11 protein-coding genes and 1 pseudogene are annotated in these 16,731 nt (G+C 69.4%); 3 read left to right on the forward strand and 9 right to left on the reverse strand.

The genetic code is table 11. The features are described 5' to 3' along the window. The first annotated feature begins 6 nt into the window (after positions 1-6). The 3 genes from ENSA7_RS16150 to ENSA7_RS16160 all read left to right on the forward strand — a co-directional run bounded on the left by ENSA7_RS16150 (position 7) and on the right by ENSA7_RS16160 (position 6,419). Complete coding sequence (locus ENSA7_RS16150; RefSeq protein WP_181233788.1) at positions 7-3,186, forward strand: [protein-PII] uridylyltransferase family protein; 3,180 nt, start codon at positions 7-9, stop codon at positions 3,184-3,186. Further along, positions 3,170-5,401: a DUF4388 domain-containing protein gene (locus tag ENSA7_RS16155; protein WP_146157754.1), complete on the forward strand. Its 2,232-nt coding sequence runs from the start codon at positions 3,170-3,172 to the stop codon at positions 5,399-5,401. The genes ENSA7_RS16150 and ENSA7_RS16155 overlap by 17 nt, the downstream gene beginning before the upstream one ends. Positions 5,402-5,624: 223 nt before the next feature. Further along, complete coding sequence (locus ENSA7_RS16160) at positions 5,625-6,419, forward strand: SDR family oxidoreductase (RefSeq protein WP_106090188.1); 795 nt, start codon at positions 5,625-5,627, stop codon at positions 6,417-6,419. 202 nt (positions 6,420-6,621) lie between these two features. Here ENSA7_RS16160 and ENSA7_RS16165 read toward each other — a convergent pair whose 3' ends face one another. From ENSA7_RS16165 to ENSA7_RS43720, 9 genes and pseudogenes are all read right to left on the reverse strand, one after another. Further along, positions 6,622-7,404, reverse strand: coding sequence for a response regulator transcription factor (locus ENSA7_RS16165; RefSeq protein WP_106090189.1), 783 nt, complete (start codon positions 7,402-7,404; stop codon positions 6,622-6,624). A 268-nt stretch (positions 7,405-7,672) separates the two neighbouring features. Further along, positions 7,673-8,605 carry a PfkB family carbohydrate kinase gene (locus ENSA7_RS16170; RefSeq protein ID WP_106090190.1) on the reverse strand — a complete coding sequence of 311 codons (933 nt, stop codon included), beginning with the start codon at positions 8,603-8,605 and terminating at the stop codon, positions 7,673-7,675. A 50-nt stretch (positions 8,606-8,655) separates the two neighbouring features. Continuing rightward, positions 8,656-9,594 (reverse strand): S-methyl-5'-thioadenosine phosphorylase, encoded by a 939-nt coding sequence (gene mtnP / locus ENSA7_RS16175; RefSeq protein ID WP_244923821.1) that lies wholly within the window; start codon positions 9,592-9,594, stop codon positions 8,656-8,658. 127 nt (positions 9,595-9,721) lie between these two features. After that, the gene (locus tag ENSA7_RS43715) at positions 9,722-10,606 is read right to left on the reverse strand and encodes a hypothetical protein (protein WP_181233789.1); all 885 of its coding nucleotides are present in this window, start codon (positions 10,604-10,606) and stop codon (positions 9,722-9,724) included. A gap of 408 nt (positions 10,607-11,014) precedes the next feature. Continuing rightward, positions 11,015-12,427: a Vgb family protein gene (locus tag ENSA7_RS16185; protein WP_181233790.1), complete on the reverse strand. Its 1,413-nt coding sequence runs from the start codon at positions 12,425-12,427 to the stop codon at positions 11,015-11,017. 54 nt (positions 12,428-12,481) lie between these two features. After that, positions 12,482-14,125 carry a CAP domain-containing protein gene (locus ENSA7_RS16195; protein WP_146157756.1) on the reverse strand — a complete coding sequence of 548 codons (1,644 nt, stop codon included), beginning with the start codon at positions 14,123-14,125 and terminating at the stop codon, positions 12,482-12,484. A 98-nt stretch (positions 14,126-14,223) separates the two neighbouring features. Beyond that, positions 14,224-15,495, reverse strand: a complete 1,272-nt coding sequence (locus ENSA7_RS16200; RefSeq protein ID WP_106090194.1) for a carbohydrate-binding family 9-like protein — start codon at positions 15,493-15,495, stop codon at positions 14,224-14,226. Positions 15,496-15,504: 9 nt separating this feature from the next. After that, complete coding sequence (locus ENSA7_RS16205) at positions 15,505-16,221, reverse strand: hypothetical protein (protein ID WP_106090195.1); 717 nt, start codon at positions 16,219-16,221, stop codon at positions 15,505-15,507. Positions 16,222-16,225: 4 nt separating this feature from the next. Beyond that, positions 16,226-16,731: pseudogene (locus ENSA7_RS43720) on the reverse strand (hypothetical protein); the annotation flags it as partial.

Raw genomic sequence — 16,731 nt, forward strand, 5'->3', positions numbered from 1 at the left:
TCCGAGGTGTCGACCCCGCTCGACGATCTCAGCGCGATCCTCGAGCACGTTCTCGCGCTGGAGGATCGCGAGCGTGGCGTCTACGTCACCACGCTCGCGCCTCGCTGGCGCGCGCCGCTCGAGGAGCTGCTCGCCGGTCCCGAGCCCGACGCCGCGCTGCAGCGGGCCCTGTCGCTGCCGGCGACCCACCTGCGCGAGCCACCGAGCTCGACTGGCGTCGCGCTGCTGCATCAGGGCAGCTACCCGACTCGGCTGATGCGCCTGCTCGACGCAGCGCAGGTCCAAGCCCTGCTCGGCGACGCCCCCACGCGGCCCCCACCCGTGGCGGATCAGATCGACGCCGCGCTCGCCAGCTACCCGCTCGCCGAGGCGATCGCCCGGGTCCGCACGCACAACTACTTGTGGCTGGCCCGCCGCGAGCTCGAGCACGCCCCGCTCGAGGAGGTCGGCGGCGCGCTCTCGGATGTCGCTGGAGGGTGCATCGACGCGGCCCTGCGCGGCGTCGATCCGCAGCTGCTCGAGCAAGTCTGCGTGTTTGGCATGGGCAAGCTCGGCGGCCGCGAGCTCAATTTTCTCAGCGACATCGACTTGGTGTTCGTCCACACCGACGAGGCCGTGGCGGCGGCGGACGAGGCTCGGGTGCACCGGCTGCGGACCGTCCTGCACGATCGCCTGCGCAAGGCCCTGCGCCTGATCGAAGGCAGCGGCGTCTGGCGGCCGCTGTTTCATGTCGATCTGCGGCTGCGCCCGTTCGGCTCCCGCGGTCCGCTGTCGCTCTCGGTGTCCGCGCTCGAGCGCTACTACGAGCGTCACGGTCGCGGCTGGGAGCGCCAGGCGTGGCTGCGCGCGCGCCCGGTCGCCGGCAACCTCGAGCTCGGCGCGACCGTGCTCGAGCGGCTCACACCGTTCGTCTGGCGGCGCAGCCTGGGCCCCGAGATCTTCGATGAGATCGCGGCCATGATGAAGCGCTCCCGCGCGCAGGCCCACGACAGCATCGGCAGCGCCAACGTCGATCTCAAGCACGACGCTGGCGGGATCCGAGAGATCGAGTTCTTCGTGCAGAGCCTGCAGCTGCTCAACGGCGGCCGCAACAAGAGCCTCCGCGCGCGCTCGACCCTCGACGCCTGCGATCGCCTGGCCGCGGCCGGGCTGCTCAGTGATCGGGAGCACGAGATCCTCGCCCGCGCCTACCGAGTGCTGCGCCGGATCGAGCATCGCGTGCAGCTGAGCGAGGGACAGCAGACCCACCGCGTGCCCCAGGCCGAGCCGGCCCGCGAGCTGCTGGCCCGTCGGCTCGCGGTCGGGGCTCCACCGACGTGGTTGATCGGCGCGGTGCGAAACCTCGCCGGGGCCCGCGAGCCCGCGCCACCGCGGACCCTCGCTCGGTTCGACGCCGCCCTGACCGAGCTGCGCGGCCAGGTCCAGGCGATCACCGGGACGCTCACCGGGGAGTCCGAGCTCGCCGGCCATGCCCCGGCCGAGCGCGAGGTCGCGCAGGCGGTGCTGCTCGATCCCGGCTCGTCGCCGCGCTCCCGGCTCGACGCGCTCGCGAGCTTTGGGCTGTGGCCGGAGGCGGCCGAAGAGGTCGCCGCGATGCTCGACCACCTGCTGTCGCGTCCCCACGGCGCGCTGGCCAGCTCCGGCGCCGCGCTGATCGGTGGTCAGCGCTTGTTGCTGGCCTGCCTCGACAGCGCAAACCCCGTCGAGGCGGTGCGTCGGCTCGTCGAGTTCTCGGCCACGCGGCCCGCTCACCTGGGCGTGTGGCGGGTGATGGGGGCGCCCGAGCAAGAGCAGCTCGTTCGCCAGGTCGCCGATCTGTTCGGCGCCAGCGAGCCGCTCAGCCGCGGCCTGATCGGGTTTGGTGGCACCTCGGGTCCAGCCCGCGATGGCGGGCTCTCGCTGCTGCTCGAGGCCGCCGCCAGCGAGCTGCCCACGGCCGACGAGCTGCGCGAGCACTACGCCAACTTCTCGAGCGAGGGCGATGACGGCAGCCTCGATCACCGCCTGATGTTGTTCAAGCACCGTGAGCTGGTCCGGATCGGCATCTACGATCTCGCGCGTCGCCCCGATCCCCTGGCAGTCGGGCGCAGCCTGTCGGACCTGGCCGATCTGGTCGTCCGCGAGCTGCTCGCGGATCTGGCCACCGAGCTGCGCGATGGCCCGGCGTTCACGCTCGCGGTCCTGACGCTCGGCAAGTTCGGCATGCAGGCGATGGACTATGGCTCGGACCTCGATCTGATGTTCGTGTTCGAGCCCGCGCACAACGTCTCGCCCACGGTCGCCCGCGAGTCCGCCCAGCGAGTCAGTCGCCGGCTGATCGCCCGGCTCGAGGATCGCAGCCGGGGACTGCGGCTCTACGAGGTCGACATGCGCATGCGCCCGTCGGGCCGCCAGGGCCTGCTCGTCTCGTCGCTGGCTGGATTTCAAAGCTACCACAGCCGCCCGCTCGAGGTCTGGGAGCGGCTCGCGCTGGTGCGCCTGCGAGCCGTGGCCGAGCAGCCGTTTCACATGGGCGCTGCCGCCCACGTGCAGGCTCCGTCGCTCGGTCTCGCCACCAAGATCATCGACGAGGTCGTCCCCACCTCGGTCTGGGCCCGCGACGATGATCCAGACCACGTGGCCAGCGAGACGCGCCGGCTCAAGCAACGGATCGAGCTCGAACTCGCGCGTGAGACACGCGAGCAGTGGAACATCAAGACAGGGGTTGGCGGGGTGCTCGAGGCCGAACTGTTGGTGTCTGCCCTGCAGTTGCGGCACGATGGTCGCCGCGTGGTCACGCCCCCGTCCGCAGCGGCTACCGCAAGCGACCCTGAGACCGGGCCCGCGCCCATGAGCATACGGGCCCGCGACATCCCCACGGCGCTGCAGCAGCTCGCGTCGGTCGGTGCCCTCGATCACGCTGAGGCGGCGGCGCTCGATCGCGCGTACCGGTTCGAGCGACGCCTGCTCAATCGACTCCGCATGTCGCGGGGTAGCGACTGGGGCGAGACCGACCGCCTGACTCTGAATTCTCCCCGCCTGACCGCCCTTGCACGTAGGATGGGCCTCGCAGACCGCGACACGCTGGTCTCGACCCTCGAGCGTGAACGGTCGCTCATCCGAGCCGCGTTTGATCGCCACCTGCCCCGGCTGGACCACCCCGACCCAACCCGCCCCCCCGACGACACCCATGCCGGAGACCACTGAAACCACGCTCGGCTTCCCGCTCAAGGGTACGCTCCGCCGCAGCCCGTTCCCCAAGCTCGTCCGCCAGCTCGCGCGGACCAAGAGCACTGGCAGCCTCTACTTGCTCAACGGCAAGACCAAGAAGGTCGTGTTCTTCAGCCACGGTGAGCCGATCTCCGTGCGCTCGAACGTCACCGCCGAGTGCCTCGGTCAGATCCTCGCGCGCGAGGGCCTGATCACCCAGGCGCAGTGCGATCAGACCCTCGAGTCGATCCGGCGGACGGGCAAGAAGCAGGGCGAGCTGCTGGTCGAGATGGGGATCCTGAGCGAGGGCAACCTGCGCTACGGGCTCGAGGCCCAGCTGCGTCACAAGCTCTACGACATCTTCAGCTGGGACGACGGCCGCTATCAGTACAAGCCCGACGTCGAGGGTGACGACTACGGCCTGCGCTTCTCCAACCACGTCCAGGGCATGATCATCAACGCCCTGCTCGAGACCACCGACGAGGCCCACGCGACCCGCTCGCTCGAGGGCTTCAGCGAGCGGTTCCCGATCATCGACCCCGAGCAAGAGGTCAAGCTCGAGGTCGCCCCCGAGGAGGACTACTTCCTCAGCTGTCTCGACGGCAGCAGGAGCATCGGCGAGCTGCTGGCCACGCCCAGCGATCCGGTCGTGCCCTCGACCGCGCTGCTGCTCTACGCCTCGATCCAAGCTGGCGTCGCGCGGCTGGCCAAGACCCGCCGCGAGCCGCGTGCGAGCCTGGCCAAGCCCGACGACGGCCGGGTGCTGCCAGATCGTCAGCTCGCGCCCGACTACAAGCCCGCGCTCTCGATCACCACCTACGAGGACACGCCGCTGCCGGGCCAGCTGCCCAAGCCCGACGACGAGCACTTCGACGCGGGTGACGACTTCGGCGTCGACGAGCCCGACGCCATCCAGACCGCGCCGCGCGAGATCTCGTCGGCCCTGATCGCCGCCGAGCGCGACACCCCCGACGAGACCTTCGACGACGACATGGATCTCGCGGGCGGCGAGGAAGCGGACGACGCCGAGGACAGCGACGCCGCGATCGGGCAAGGCCAACCGCTGGCCGCCGACCCGGCCGAGACCGGCGTGTTCGAGATGGTGTTGCTCGACGACGACGACGATAAGCCGTTCGAGCAAGATCCTGACGACGGGCCGTCAAAGCTCGACGCGCCTGCTCGGTTGGCGCAAGCCCCAGCGCCGGAGCCGGAGCCAGTACCGGAGCCCGAGCCTCCCGCGTTCGAGGTCACCAACGCCGAGGACGCCGACGCGTTCGACGACGACGACGAGATTGAGGAGCTCGAGGACCTCGAAGAGCTGGTGGAGCTCGAGGAGGTCGACGAGCTCGACCACAGCGAAGGTGCCGATGAGTTCGACCAGAGCTCGGATCCGTCCGAACCCTCGAGTCTGGATCTCGGCGCGGCCGATCAGCCCGAGCTCCTCGAGCCCCCGCTCGACGCGGCCGAGCCCCCCCCGCTCGCGGACGACGAGGACGACCTCGCGGCGCTCGCCGCCGATCTCGAGGCCGACGACGACCTCGCGCTCGATCGCAGCCTCAGCAACCTCTCGATCGAGGCGGTCGCCAACGCCCTCGATGACGATCTAGACGAGCCCGACGAGCCCGACGAGCCCGAGCCGGTCGCCGGGCTCGCCAGCGACCTCGACGCAGACCCAGATCTCGAGGCCACCATGGCCGTCCGCGACGAGCTCATGGACCTCGACGAGCTCGACGACATCGATCTCGGCGGCAACCTCTCGCTCGACGGCGCCGACCTCGGTGAAGACGCCGCCACGCTCGGCGCCGGCCTCGACTACGACCCCGAAGCGACCGCCACCGCCGACGCCGAGACGCTGGGCGCCATGCAGTTCTCCGACGGTGAGTTTGCGATCGCCGAGTCACGCTGGGCCCAGGCGATCGTGCACCTCGAGACCGCGTACGAGCACGGCGTCGACGTTGCCGAGCTCCACACCTACCTCGCGTGGGCCCGGTTCCAGGCCAGCGGCCAGAGCCCCGAAATGGCCGACCACGCGCTGGAGCTGCTCGCCTACGCCGAGGACATGAACCCCAACATCGCCGTGGTGTTCTCGTACCGCAGCGCCGTGCTGCTGAGCCTGGCCGACAACGCCGGGGCCCAGGACGCGGCCCAGCAGGCGCTCGACCTGGATCCCTACGACGAGCTCGCGATCGACGTCATGGACAGGCTCGTTTAAAACCCCCACATACACCTTCGCACTTCGCCGACTGCAGCCGCTGGCGCGTCTGGTCGCTTCGCTCCTCGGGGCCGGCTGTTTGCGGGCGCATGTGTGGCCCCCTTGAAGGGGGCTCGATCTCGTTGAGAGAGCTGCGAGTGGGTCGCTTCGCTCCCTTTGGCGCTGGTGAGGGGGCTCGCGTGCTATTGCGCGAGCGGGGCTGACACGCCACCATCCGCGGCGCATGGGGCATTTTAGCGGCAAGGTCGTGTGGATCACTGGGGCGTCGGCGGGGATTGGGGAGGCGCTGGCGTATGAGCTCGCGCGGCGTGGGGCGAGCTTGGTGCTGTCTGCTCGTCGAGAACCACTGCTAGAGCGGGTGCGTGAACGATCTGATCGGGCTGGGGATCACATGGTCGTGCCGCTCGACCTCAGCGAGGAGCAGACCATCGCGCAGGCGCATGCCCGCGTGCTCGAGCGGTTCGGCCACGTCGACATCCTGATCAACAACAGCGGCATCAGCCAGCGCGGGACGGTGGTCGAGACCCAGATCGAGGTCGACCGCCGGATCATGGAGGTCAACTACATCGGCACGGTGGCGCTGACCAAGGCCGTGCTCCCTTCAATGCTCGCGCGTGGCCAGGGTCAGATCGTCGTGATCAGCTCGTTGATGGGCAAGATCGGCACGCCCCTGCGCTCGGCCTACGCCGCCTCCAAGCACGCGCTGCAGGGCTTCTTCGACTGCCTGCGCGCCGAGGTCCACGATCAGGGCGTGCACGTCAGCGTGATCAGCCCTGGCTACGTCCACACCGAGATCACCAAGAACGCGCTCACGGCCGACGGCTCTGCCTACGATCGAGTGGGCGACGCCCAGAGCAAGGCCATGAGCCCCGAGCAATTCGCCACGCGCTGCGCCGACGCGATCGCTCGCCGCGTGAACGACAAGATGATCGGCGGCCCCGAGGTCTGGGCCGCCCGGCTCGCGCCGTTCTTCCCCCGCGTCTACGACTTCCTGGTCCGACGCGTGAAGAGCACGTAATCATTACCCCCCACAGCCGCCTTCGCACTTCACGGTCACTCGCTTCGCTCGCTCCAAGAATGGAGCGCCGGCCGGTGGCTGTAGGTGCCCAGACGAGAGCCCCCTCCTAGGGGGCCACACATGCGCCTGCGAACAGCTAGCCCGTTGGGAGCGAGCGCAGCGAGTGACCTGCGAAGTGCGAAGGCGGTTGTGGGGGTAATGACTAGCTCTTGGCCCAGGGGTCTTCGACGCCAGCGTCCTCGAGCAGCACGCGCAGCAGGTCCGAGCGCGACCGGGCGCCGGTCCGCGCGAGCACCTGCGACACGTGATACTTGACCGTCCGCTTGGTGCAGCCGAGCAGCTCGGCGATCCGCTGGTCGGGATCGCCCCACAGCAGTCGCCACGCGGTGATCGTCTGCACGGGGCTGAGGCCGGCGATGAACTGCAGACGCGCGAGCCCATGACGGATGTCGAAATTAATCGACTGCGTCTGGAACATCAGCATCTCTTCGTCTTCGGACGTCGGCAGATCGTCGCCGCCCTTTTGCCCGAGCGCGACCCGCCACGCTTGCGTCGCCCGCACCGTGGCGCCGATGCCCGCGAGCAGCGACGCGTCCTCGACCGGCTTTTGGATGTAGCCGTGGGCGCCGGCGCTCATCAGCTGCGCGGGCACCTCTTCGTCATCTTGCCCGGTGACGACGAGCGCCTTGGTCAGCGGCCGGTTGTCGAGCAACACCGGGATGATGTCGAGCGCGGTGCCGTCGGGCAGCGAGAAGTCGAGCAGCGCGGCGTCGAAGTCTCGGTGCTGGGCGATCGCCTCGATGCCCTCCGCAGCGGTCGGGCAGCCGACGACGTCGTAACCGGCGCCCTTGAGCGTCCGCAGATACATCTCCAACACTACATCCATGTCCTCGACGACGAGGATCTTTGGCTTTGCACGCGCGACGCGTCCAAGGCTGGCGGGAATGTCGGGGACCCAACGAGAAGGTGACTCGGTGTCGCTCACGGGAACCTCTGTCGGTGGCTCGAGTTCGGCCACGACTGTCTACGTATCAAGCGACCCCCGATCGTGTCCACGCGAAGACTCGTTTCTGCTCGGTTTTCGTGGATCGAGCGCAGGCGGCCTCAGGGTGTGTACAAACGTCGCGCGAAATCGCCCCACGACCCCATCGCCGCGGCTGCGGCCGACGTGAGACCCAAATAAACGCCGCTCAGGACCCGCGTACGCGCCTAGCACGCGCGGGACTGGCGACAGCGTGTCGCCAGTCCGGCGATCAAAACCGGGTGAGATCCACGAAGCGCTGGAACCGAGCGTCGACCTGCTCGCGGCTGAGTTCACGCAGCCGATCATACGAGAAGCCCTGCACGCAGCAGCTCGCCATCGTCGAGCCCCAGATCACCGCGCGGCGAATGTTGTCGCTGCTGAGGTCACCCGTACTCGCGAGGTGGCCCATGAACCCGCCCGCGAAGCTGTCCCCCGCGCCGGTTGGATCGACGACGTCGTCGAGCGGCAGCGCGGGCGCACAGAACAGCGAGCCGTCGGGACCAAAACACAGCGCACCGTACTCGCCGCGCTTGATCACCAGCGTCTTGGGACCGAGCTCGCGGATCTTCGCGGCCGCCCGGACCAGGTTGCTCTCGGCCGTGAGCTGCAGCGCTTCTTCTTGGTTGATCGCCAGCACGTCGACCCGCGCGAGCACCTCGAGCAGCTTGTCGTGGGCGATGTCGATCCACAGGTTCATGGTGTCGAGGCCGACCAGGCGCGGGCGCCTGTCCATCTGCTCGAGCACCGCGAGCTGCAAGCTGGGCTGGATGTTGGCCAGGAACAAAAAGTCGCTCTCGCGATAGCGCTGCGGCAGCTTCGGCGCGAAGTCCTCGAACACGTTGAGGTGGGTCTCCAGCGTGTCGCGCTGGTTCATGTTCTCGTGGTAGCGACCCTTCCAGCGGAACGTCAGGCCGTCGCTGCGCTCGAGCCCCGCGAGGTCGACGCCCGCGCGCTCGAGATCGTTGATCGACGCCTGCGGGAAGTCGTGACCGATCACGCCGACGAGCTGAACCTTGGCCAGCGGCGCCGCGGCCATGGCGAAGAACACGGCGGCACCGCCAACGCTGTCCCTGCGCTCGGCGCTGGGGGTGATCACCCAGTCGACGGCGACGCTGCCGACGACCACGAGGTTGTGATTGGTCTGATCTGAGGTTGTTGGCATGTCTAGGCCATGGACAGCATGAACAGCTGGAGCAGCGAGAAACAGGAGGATCAGCGATCGCGCAGGTAGTGACCGGCGATCAGGTCGAGCCGCTCGCGGGTGACCGCGGGGATCTTGGCGGGATCGGTAATCAGCGCGCCAGCCAGCGACCGCGGCCACGGCAGCTGCGCGCAGCTGGTGGGCAGCAGGTTGACCAGCTCGAGCACGATCTGGCGCACCCGCGCGACGTTGGCCTGCATGATCGCCACGACCGCGTCGACGCTGACTTCTTCTTCGCTCTGGTGCCAGCAGTCGTAGTCGGTCGAGGTCGCGAGCACGGCGTAGGCGATCTCGGCCTCGCGGGCGAGCTTGGCCTCGGGCAGCGCGGTCATGCCGATGATGTCGCCGCCCCAGCGCCGATACAGCTCGGACTCGGCGCGGGTCGAGAACGCTGGACCCTCCATCACGACCATCGTGCCGCGGCGGTGCAGCTGTTGATCGCTGGCCGCGAGAATCGGCGCGGCGGCGTCGGTCACCAGCTGGCGAAAGCCCTGGTCGAAGGGATCGCCGAACTGGATGTGGGCGACGCAGCCGTTGCCAAAGAAGCTCGACGCCCGACCCTTGGTGCGATCGATCAGCTGATCCGGGATCACGATGTGACCCGGCGCGATGTCGGCCTGCAACGAGCCGACGGCCGAGGCGCTGAGCAGGTGCGTGACCCCCAGCTGCTTGAAGCCGTGGATGTTGGCCCGGTAGTCGATCTCCCCCGGCAACAAGATGTGGCCAGGTCCGTGCCGCGGCAGGAACACCGCGCGCAGCGGCGGGCCGTCACGGCGCGGCAGCTTGCCGACCACGAACGCCGCTGAAGGCTCGCCGAAGGGCGTCTCGAGCGAGACCCGCTCGACCTGCTCGAGCTCGTCCATGACATAGAGACCCGAGCCTCCGACGACGCCAAGGACCAGCTCGCTGCGAGCTTCGGGGGACGCGGGGTGCGGCTTGGAGGTGCTCACGCGGCGGCATCCTAACCAAGCAGGGCCGTCGTGCAAACTCGCGCGCGTGCCCGCGGCCCCGCGAGGCTCGTCACTGGCGTAATACCGCGTCTGCTGTCGAATTTGAGCAGCAGCGCGGTCGGCTCGGCTACTCGAAGCGGTGCCCGCAGCCAGCGGGCTCGACGGGGTCTTGCGACGAGCCCAGCCAGATGTCGTGGAGCACCAGCTGCTCGGCTTCGAAGCTGACGCTGCCCTCGCCCTCGATGTCGTCCGGCAGGTAGTTTCCGTCGGTGGGTGTCAGCGACAGCGCGTTGGTGTCGAGGTCGTGCGCATACGTGCCCCAGTAGTCGGTGTAGATCTCGAACGGAGTCCAGGTCACGACAAAGTCACCCGAGGCCGTGAACACCAGCTCGTTGATCGGATCGCTGGGCACGAACTCCGGGCCATCGTCGCAGGGGATCCGCGCGACCTCTCGCCAGTAGCCACGCAGCGGGTGCAGCTCGGGCAGGTAGGCGGTCACCGTGCCGCTGACGCTGGCGAGCCCGTCCTGGACGTCTGCGGTCACGGTGAAGGTCGCGCCATCAGCGACGTCGTCCGCGAGCGAGAACACGCCCGTCTCGGGGTCGATCGTCGCGCCTGCGTCGGCCGGATCGACCGAGTAGACCGAGCAGGTCTCGAGCGGCTCCCAGAACACGCAACAGCCCCAGTTGCCGACCTGGTACTCGTACGACTCCCCGGGGACCAGCTCGAGCTGCGACTGCACGAACCCGAGCTGCAGCTCGGGATCGTCGGGCAGCGGCGTCGCGCACTCGCCCTCCGTCTCCCCTTCGTCGCCATCGCCGTCGCCGCTGTCGGTGTCAGTGTCTGTGTCCGTGTCTGTGTCCGTGTCTGCCGAGGTGTCTGCGTCGGCCTCCGTGTCCGCATGGCCGGTCTCATCGTTGCCAAAATATCCGCCTTCTTCACTGGGGCGGCCGCACCCAATCAACGCGAGCGTGCAGGTCACGTAGGAAAGTCGAAGTAGGTGAGTTGTCATCGCGGGAGCATGTCACCACGGCGCGTCCAGACAACTGCACCCACGCTGAATTTTCCGATCCCCTCCCCCACCCAACAAACGCCTTAAGCCGGTGGCTACCGCGGGCTGTTTTCAGCTCGGGTCAGGCTTCTGACCCGCTTGCAGGCGCCATTCGTAGACCGGTTCACCGTGGGCAGCGGGCTGTTTTCAGCTCGGGTCAGGCTTCTGACCCGCTTGCAGGCGCCATTCGTAGACCGGTTCACCGTGGGCAGCGGGCTGTTTTCAGCTCGGGTCAGGCTTCTGACCCGCTTGCAGGCGCAATTCGTAGACCGGTTCACCGTGGGCAGCGGGCTGTTTTCAGCTCGGGTCAGGCTTCTGACCCGCTTGCAGGCGCCATTCGTGAACCGGTTCACCGTGGGTGGTGAACTCTCAACCTGGTGGATTCACTACCAGGTTGAGGCCGCTGCCGGTCATGTCGGAGTAGGTGTACGGACCTACGAGACCGCTGACCGTGATCTCGGTCTGGTAGGTCTCGGGGTTGACCTTGTAGGCCTTGCTCGAGCCCATGTCGACGACCCACACGAAGCCCTCGACGTCGACGCTCACGCCCCATGGGCTGCTGCAGTCGAACGGCAGCGGGATGTTGTTGTTCACGTACTGCTTGGTCTCGACGTCGACCTGCACGAGCCGACATGGGCTGCTGCCTGCGCCCCACACGTTGCCGTCGCGATCGGCCTGGACGCCGTTGACGCGGGTGCCACCGGGGTTTGGCAGGGTCGTCCACTGCTCGTCGGCGAACGAGTAGTGCGAGATCCCTTCGCCAAAACAGTGGCCCACCCAGATGTCGCCGTTTTGGTCGAGGCCCATTCCGTACTTGCAGTTGTTGGCCGGGTTGCCGAGGTCGGTGACGGTGAGATCGTCAGCGTCGATGTGCTTGACCGGATCGGTGTTGAGGCCGGTCACGATCAGATCGCCGTTGGCGTTGACCGCTCCGCCGTAGGGGCCGTAGCTGTTCCCCCAGTACCCGACATCGACCTCGTCGAGCAGGGCCCCGGTCGCGCCGTCGAGCCGCCAAAATACGCCGTTGCTGTTGTTGGCCTTGAACCCGACCCACAGGCGCGGGTTCTCGTCGACCCCACACTCGCCGCCCTCACCAAACTTGCCGCCCTCCCACGCGGTCGGTCGCGGGCCGTTGCCATAGCTGTTGGTCGGGGTCGTGACGTGCCACAGCACGCACTCGTCCTGGTCCCAGGGCAGCACGTCATTGGGGCCCGACGAGGTCTCGATCTGATTGTTGTTGTTCTTGTCGACGCAGTTGTCGAGGTGCGCCGCGATCTTGGTGACGCCGCCGGGGTGGCGGTTGGACACCGCGACATCACCCAGCAGGTTGACCGAGGTCCGCGACGGGTTGCCGTCCGCCTGCGGGCTCGCGTCGTAGCGGCCCTCTTCGATCCCGGTGGTGGTGTTGATCTTCGAGACCGTGCCCTGGCTGCTGTTGGCGATCCAGATGAACGACAGCACGTCATCGTTGCCGCCCCCGCCACCGCTGCCGCACTCGTCGGACCCGTCGGGGAGCGCCGAGAGGTCGAACTTGGTGCCGCCCGAGTCGGCGTCGCCATCACCGGGATCACCGTCGCCGTCTCCGGGGTCGCCGTCTCCGTCACCCGAGTCACCGTCGCCGTCGCCGCTGCCCGAGTCGCCGTCGCCGTCTCCGTCGCCCGATCCGGTCTCGTTGGTCGTGACGCCGGGTCCAGAGGCACCAGCGTCGGTGGCCGGGCTGGCCCCGCCGCATCCGGCAAGCGTGAACAAGACCCACAGCGGCGCGACTCGGTGAGACTGCATGCCCAACCATACCCCCGGCCCCCGGGCGCTGTGGCGCCCCGCGAGACAACAGCGTTACTTGCCCACGAGGAGCACCATCACGAGGCCCTTCCCCGCCCCGGGCTGGGCCACGCCCACGCCGACCTTGGCCGTGGCCGGCAGCTGCGTCCACAGCTCGAGCGAGAGCAGATCCGCGAAGCTGCCGGCCGTGACCTGGTGCTGCTCGAGCGACTGCAGCCCGACGCCGAACACCTGCGCCTGCAGCTCATCGTCGCTGATCCCCGGCCCGATCCCCGCGGCCCCGTCGGCGCGTCGCTGGGCGATCTTGTTGAGCGCGGCGACCCACGCCACGCCCGCCTGGCCCTCAGCCTTGCGCTGCTCGTCGACCCGATCGCGCAGGGCCGTGCCCGGCCGAGCGGGCGTGTCGGCCCCGAGCTTGGCGTAGAAATTTTGGGTCAAGAACACCGGCCGCGGCGCATCGGCGGCGGTCGACTCGGGCTCACCAAACACCACGCCAATCCCCACGTGGGTGACGTCATCGGCGAGCAAGTTGGCGCGGTGCCCCGGGCTGTTCATCAAGCTCTCGTGGATGCCCTTGGGCCCGTAGCCGCGGGCGACGTTCTCGCGCACGACCGCGCCGGAGATCCCCGCTCGCTTGAACCGGGTCGGCGCGTCGCCGGTGGTCGGCGAGGTGTGGCCGACGAACCCGTTGGCGGCCATGTCGTCGCTGTGGCCCTTGGCGACCGCGGCCGCCCGATCGTCCCACGCGAGCATCGACAGGCCCCGCGCCTCGCGCTCGGCGTTGAGCAGATCGAAGTTGCCGCGGACCACGTCGGCGTCGGTCACCTTGGCGCCGAGCCGCTCGTAGCCGTAGCGAATCTCGCTGGGCGGGTGCACGCCGCAGAACACCCGGAAGTTGGCGACGACCTCGGGCCCGAGCGCGCCGTCGGCCAGGACCTCGATCTGGTAGGCGCCGTCGCCCGCGTCGCACTGAACCACCGCGTCGATCGAGCCATCGGTGCCGACCACCGCGGCCAGCCGGGCCCAGTGTCCCTTGGGGTCGACCCGCTCGATCCGGGGCTTCACGCGCTTGCCCAGCAGCTTGCCGCGCAGCTCGATCCGCCCGCCCGCGGCGACCGTCACGGGGATCGGTCGCAGCTCGATCGCCCGCTCGACGATCGCCACCATCATCCGCGTCTTGGCCCCGCCGTCGACCGCCGAGACGCCCACGCCCACGCGCCAGCGCCCGGGCCCGAGGGTCTCGAGTACCTCGTCGACCAGCGCGTCGAGGGCCTCCTGGCAGTCCGGCTTGGCGGCGCGATCACAGCCGTGATCGCTGCCTTGCAGCTCGACGACGACCACCGCCGGCTCGGGATCGGGGACCCCATGCCACGCGAGCAGGGCGTCGAGCAGCGTCGGGGGCATGTCGAACCGGCTGGGGCTCGCGAGCGCGAGATCGTGGACCATCGCCGACAGCGCCGGATCATGGGTGAGATCCCCACCTCGCTGGCCGCGATGGCCCCGCTCGATCGCGGTGAGGATCGCCTGCTCGACCTCGCTCAGCGGGTGCGGACGATCGACCCCGTAGGTCGCCGCCGCGGTCCCGCTGGCGTGGGCGACGGCCTGGATCTCGTTGATGTGACGACCGCTGCCCTCGCTTGGGCGCGGCGGCGTGGGACCAGCATGCCCGCCCCCGTCACACCCCAACACACCGACCATCAGCCCCAAGCTCAAAAGCCCGACCCGAGCTGAAGACAGCGGCGCATGCAAGCGGGTCAAAAGCCTGACCCGAGCTGAAGACAATCGCGGTTCAAAGCTCATTCATGCTCTCCTGGCTCTGGCTCGTGATCCAGCAGCGTCAGCTCGGCGGCGTTGCGCCACGCGTGAAAGTCGGGCTCGAGGGTCGGGCTCAGCGCGAGGCCGACCTGCTGGTTGCGGTCGGGCTTGTCGAGCCGAAACACGTTGACGCGCAGCTGCTGGCCGGGCTTGGGCGGGCACCGGATCTTGGTGCGCTCGCACAGCTCGGACCACGCGAACGCGAGCTCGACGGTCCAGCCCCGATCCCCGCCGCGACGCTCGAGCTCACCGTCGAGCGAGACCGCGCTGCGCCAGCTGCCGTCCCAGCCCTCGTTGCCCTCGCGGTACTTGGGGAACCGGGCGTCGAACACGACGTTGCGGGCCGAGACCTGATGCTCGAGATAGCGCGCGCCCGAGCTGTCGCCGGCGATGAACACCTCAAAGGCCTCGTCGCGGTACAGCGGCTCGTCGCGCTCGCGATGCGGGGCGTAGAGATCGGGATCGGGCAGCGAGCCGGCCACGTACAGGTACTCGCGATCCCACGCGAACCACACCGATGTCGGGCCGCCCAGCTGCTCGTTGATCTCGGTGGCCGGCTCGCCGTCACGACTGGCCAGCAAGATCGCGGGCGCGGTCTGCCACGCGGGCTCGTCCAGCACACCGTCGAGGCTGATCGAGCCTGCCACCCGCACGGCCTGGACCCGCGCGGGCCGGGGCTCGACCGGGACGACCCCCAGGATCACGCGGGCACCCGGCGTGCGGGTCTGATCCGACAGCATCTCGCTGCGCGGGCCGACCAGCGCGGGCATCGGGGTTCGGCCGAGTCGCAGCTCGAGCGCGACCACGGCCCACTCGGCGTGCCACGTCGGCCCCGGCGCGGGCAGCTCGAACCGCTGGGCGCCGTCGGCTTCGATCGTGACATCGACCCACACGCTGCGCGGATCGTCGGGCTGGCCGGGCATGTCGTACGCGACCTCCTGCCGGGCGGCGCCGCGCGGCGGCAACAACCCGAGCTTGCCAGTCGCGCTGCGCAGGCCCGTGGTCTCGAACTCGACGATCACCGTCTGACCGTCCGCTCCCGGGCGCGCCGGGATCAGCGGGGTCGGGCCGATCTTGCGGGCGTCCATGCTCGACAGCGGCAGCTCGATCGTGCCCGAGAACCGCTCGAACGTGGGATCTTCGTCAGCAGCGAGCGGCGCGGCGACCTGCGCGATGCGGTCGGGCGGCGTCGCGTCGCGTCGCACACACGCGGGCAGCAACACGAGCGCGGCGACGATCAGGCAACGCGGCAAGCGGGCACCTCAGAACCGAAACATGACCCCGCCAGCGGGGATCGGCTGCCGGGCCGCGCCAGCGCTCGCGGTCCCGGCGGTGGTGCCGTCGCGGTCGTCGACGGCGGACGAGATCGCGATTCCGGCGATCGCCCCGGCCGAGGCCACGATCGCGCCAAGGGTGACCCAGAAGTACCACTTCTTGGTGATCGACACGGGCTCGGGCGCGTCGACGACCTGCGGTGGCGGTGGCGACTTCGGGGCCAGCGCGGCCAGCCGATCTGCCCGGGCCTGGTCGATGGCTTCGCGATGGCTGGACGCGGGCTCGTCGGCCTTGGTCCCGCGCGCCGCGACCTCGAGCTCGGCCAGCTGCGCCTCGATCCCCGCCCGCTCGCTGGCGTCCTCGGGCAGCAGCTCGAGCGCCGCGACCAGCGACAGCTCGGCCTGCTCGTAGTCGCCCCGCGCCAGGTGGACCTCGGCCTCGAGCTGGTGGTTGGCGACGCTGGGCTCCGCCTCGCTGCGAACCTGGGCGAGCTCGCGCGCGGAGGTCAGATCGCCGTCGTCCAGTGCCGCGCGGACCTGCGACGCCTCGGGGACCTCCTGCGCGTCAGCCGAGCCAGACGCGTCAGCTGAACCAGAAGCCGGCGCCGCCTGGACCGAGATCGGGAGCGTCGTCGCAAGCGTGCAGGCGAGCACGCCAGCACACAGCCGACCGCGCGGGGTGTGCGTGAGCGAGTGGGTGCGCACGGGCTCAGTCATACACGTCGTCCTTGATCGTGGGCAGGTCTGGATCAGGTTTTGCGTCGGATGGCTCGGGACTGGGGTTGGGCGGCTGAGGATCGGCTGGCACGGGGTCGGGCTCGACGGGATCGGGCTTCGGTTCGGGCTTGGGTTCGGGCTTCGACTCGGGCTTGGGTTCGGGCTTGGGCTCGGGCTTGGGCTTGGGTTGCTTGGGCGCAGGCTCCGGCTCGCTAGCGATCGCGGGGATCGCCGCAGGATCGGGCTGCGGCTGCGCAGGCTGACCCGGCTCGACCGTGGCGAGCTGACGGTTGTCCTTCGAGTCGACCGAGCCGGTCGACGCAGGCGCCGCGATCGCCGGCGGTGGCTCTCGCTCCGCTGCGGCGGCGGCTGACTTGGTCGCCGCTGGCTCGGGCTCGGTCCCGGCGCTGGAGATCGCCACCCCCGCGACGCCAGCACCAACGACGACCGCCAGCGCGGCGACGACTGCGAGCGCCGCACGTCGACGCGCTGGCGGTC

The sequence above is a fragment of the Enhygromyxa salina genome (assembly GCF_002994635.1).
In the GTDB taxonomy this organism is placed as follows: Bacteria; Myxococcota_A; Polyangia; order Nannocystales; family Nannocystaceae; genus Plesiocystis; species Plesiocystis salina_B.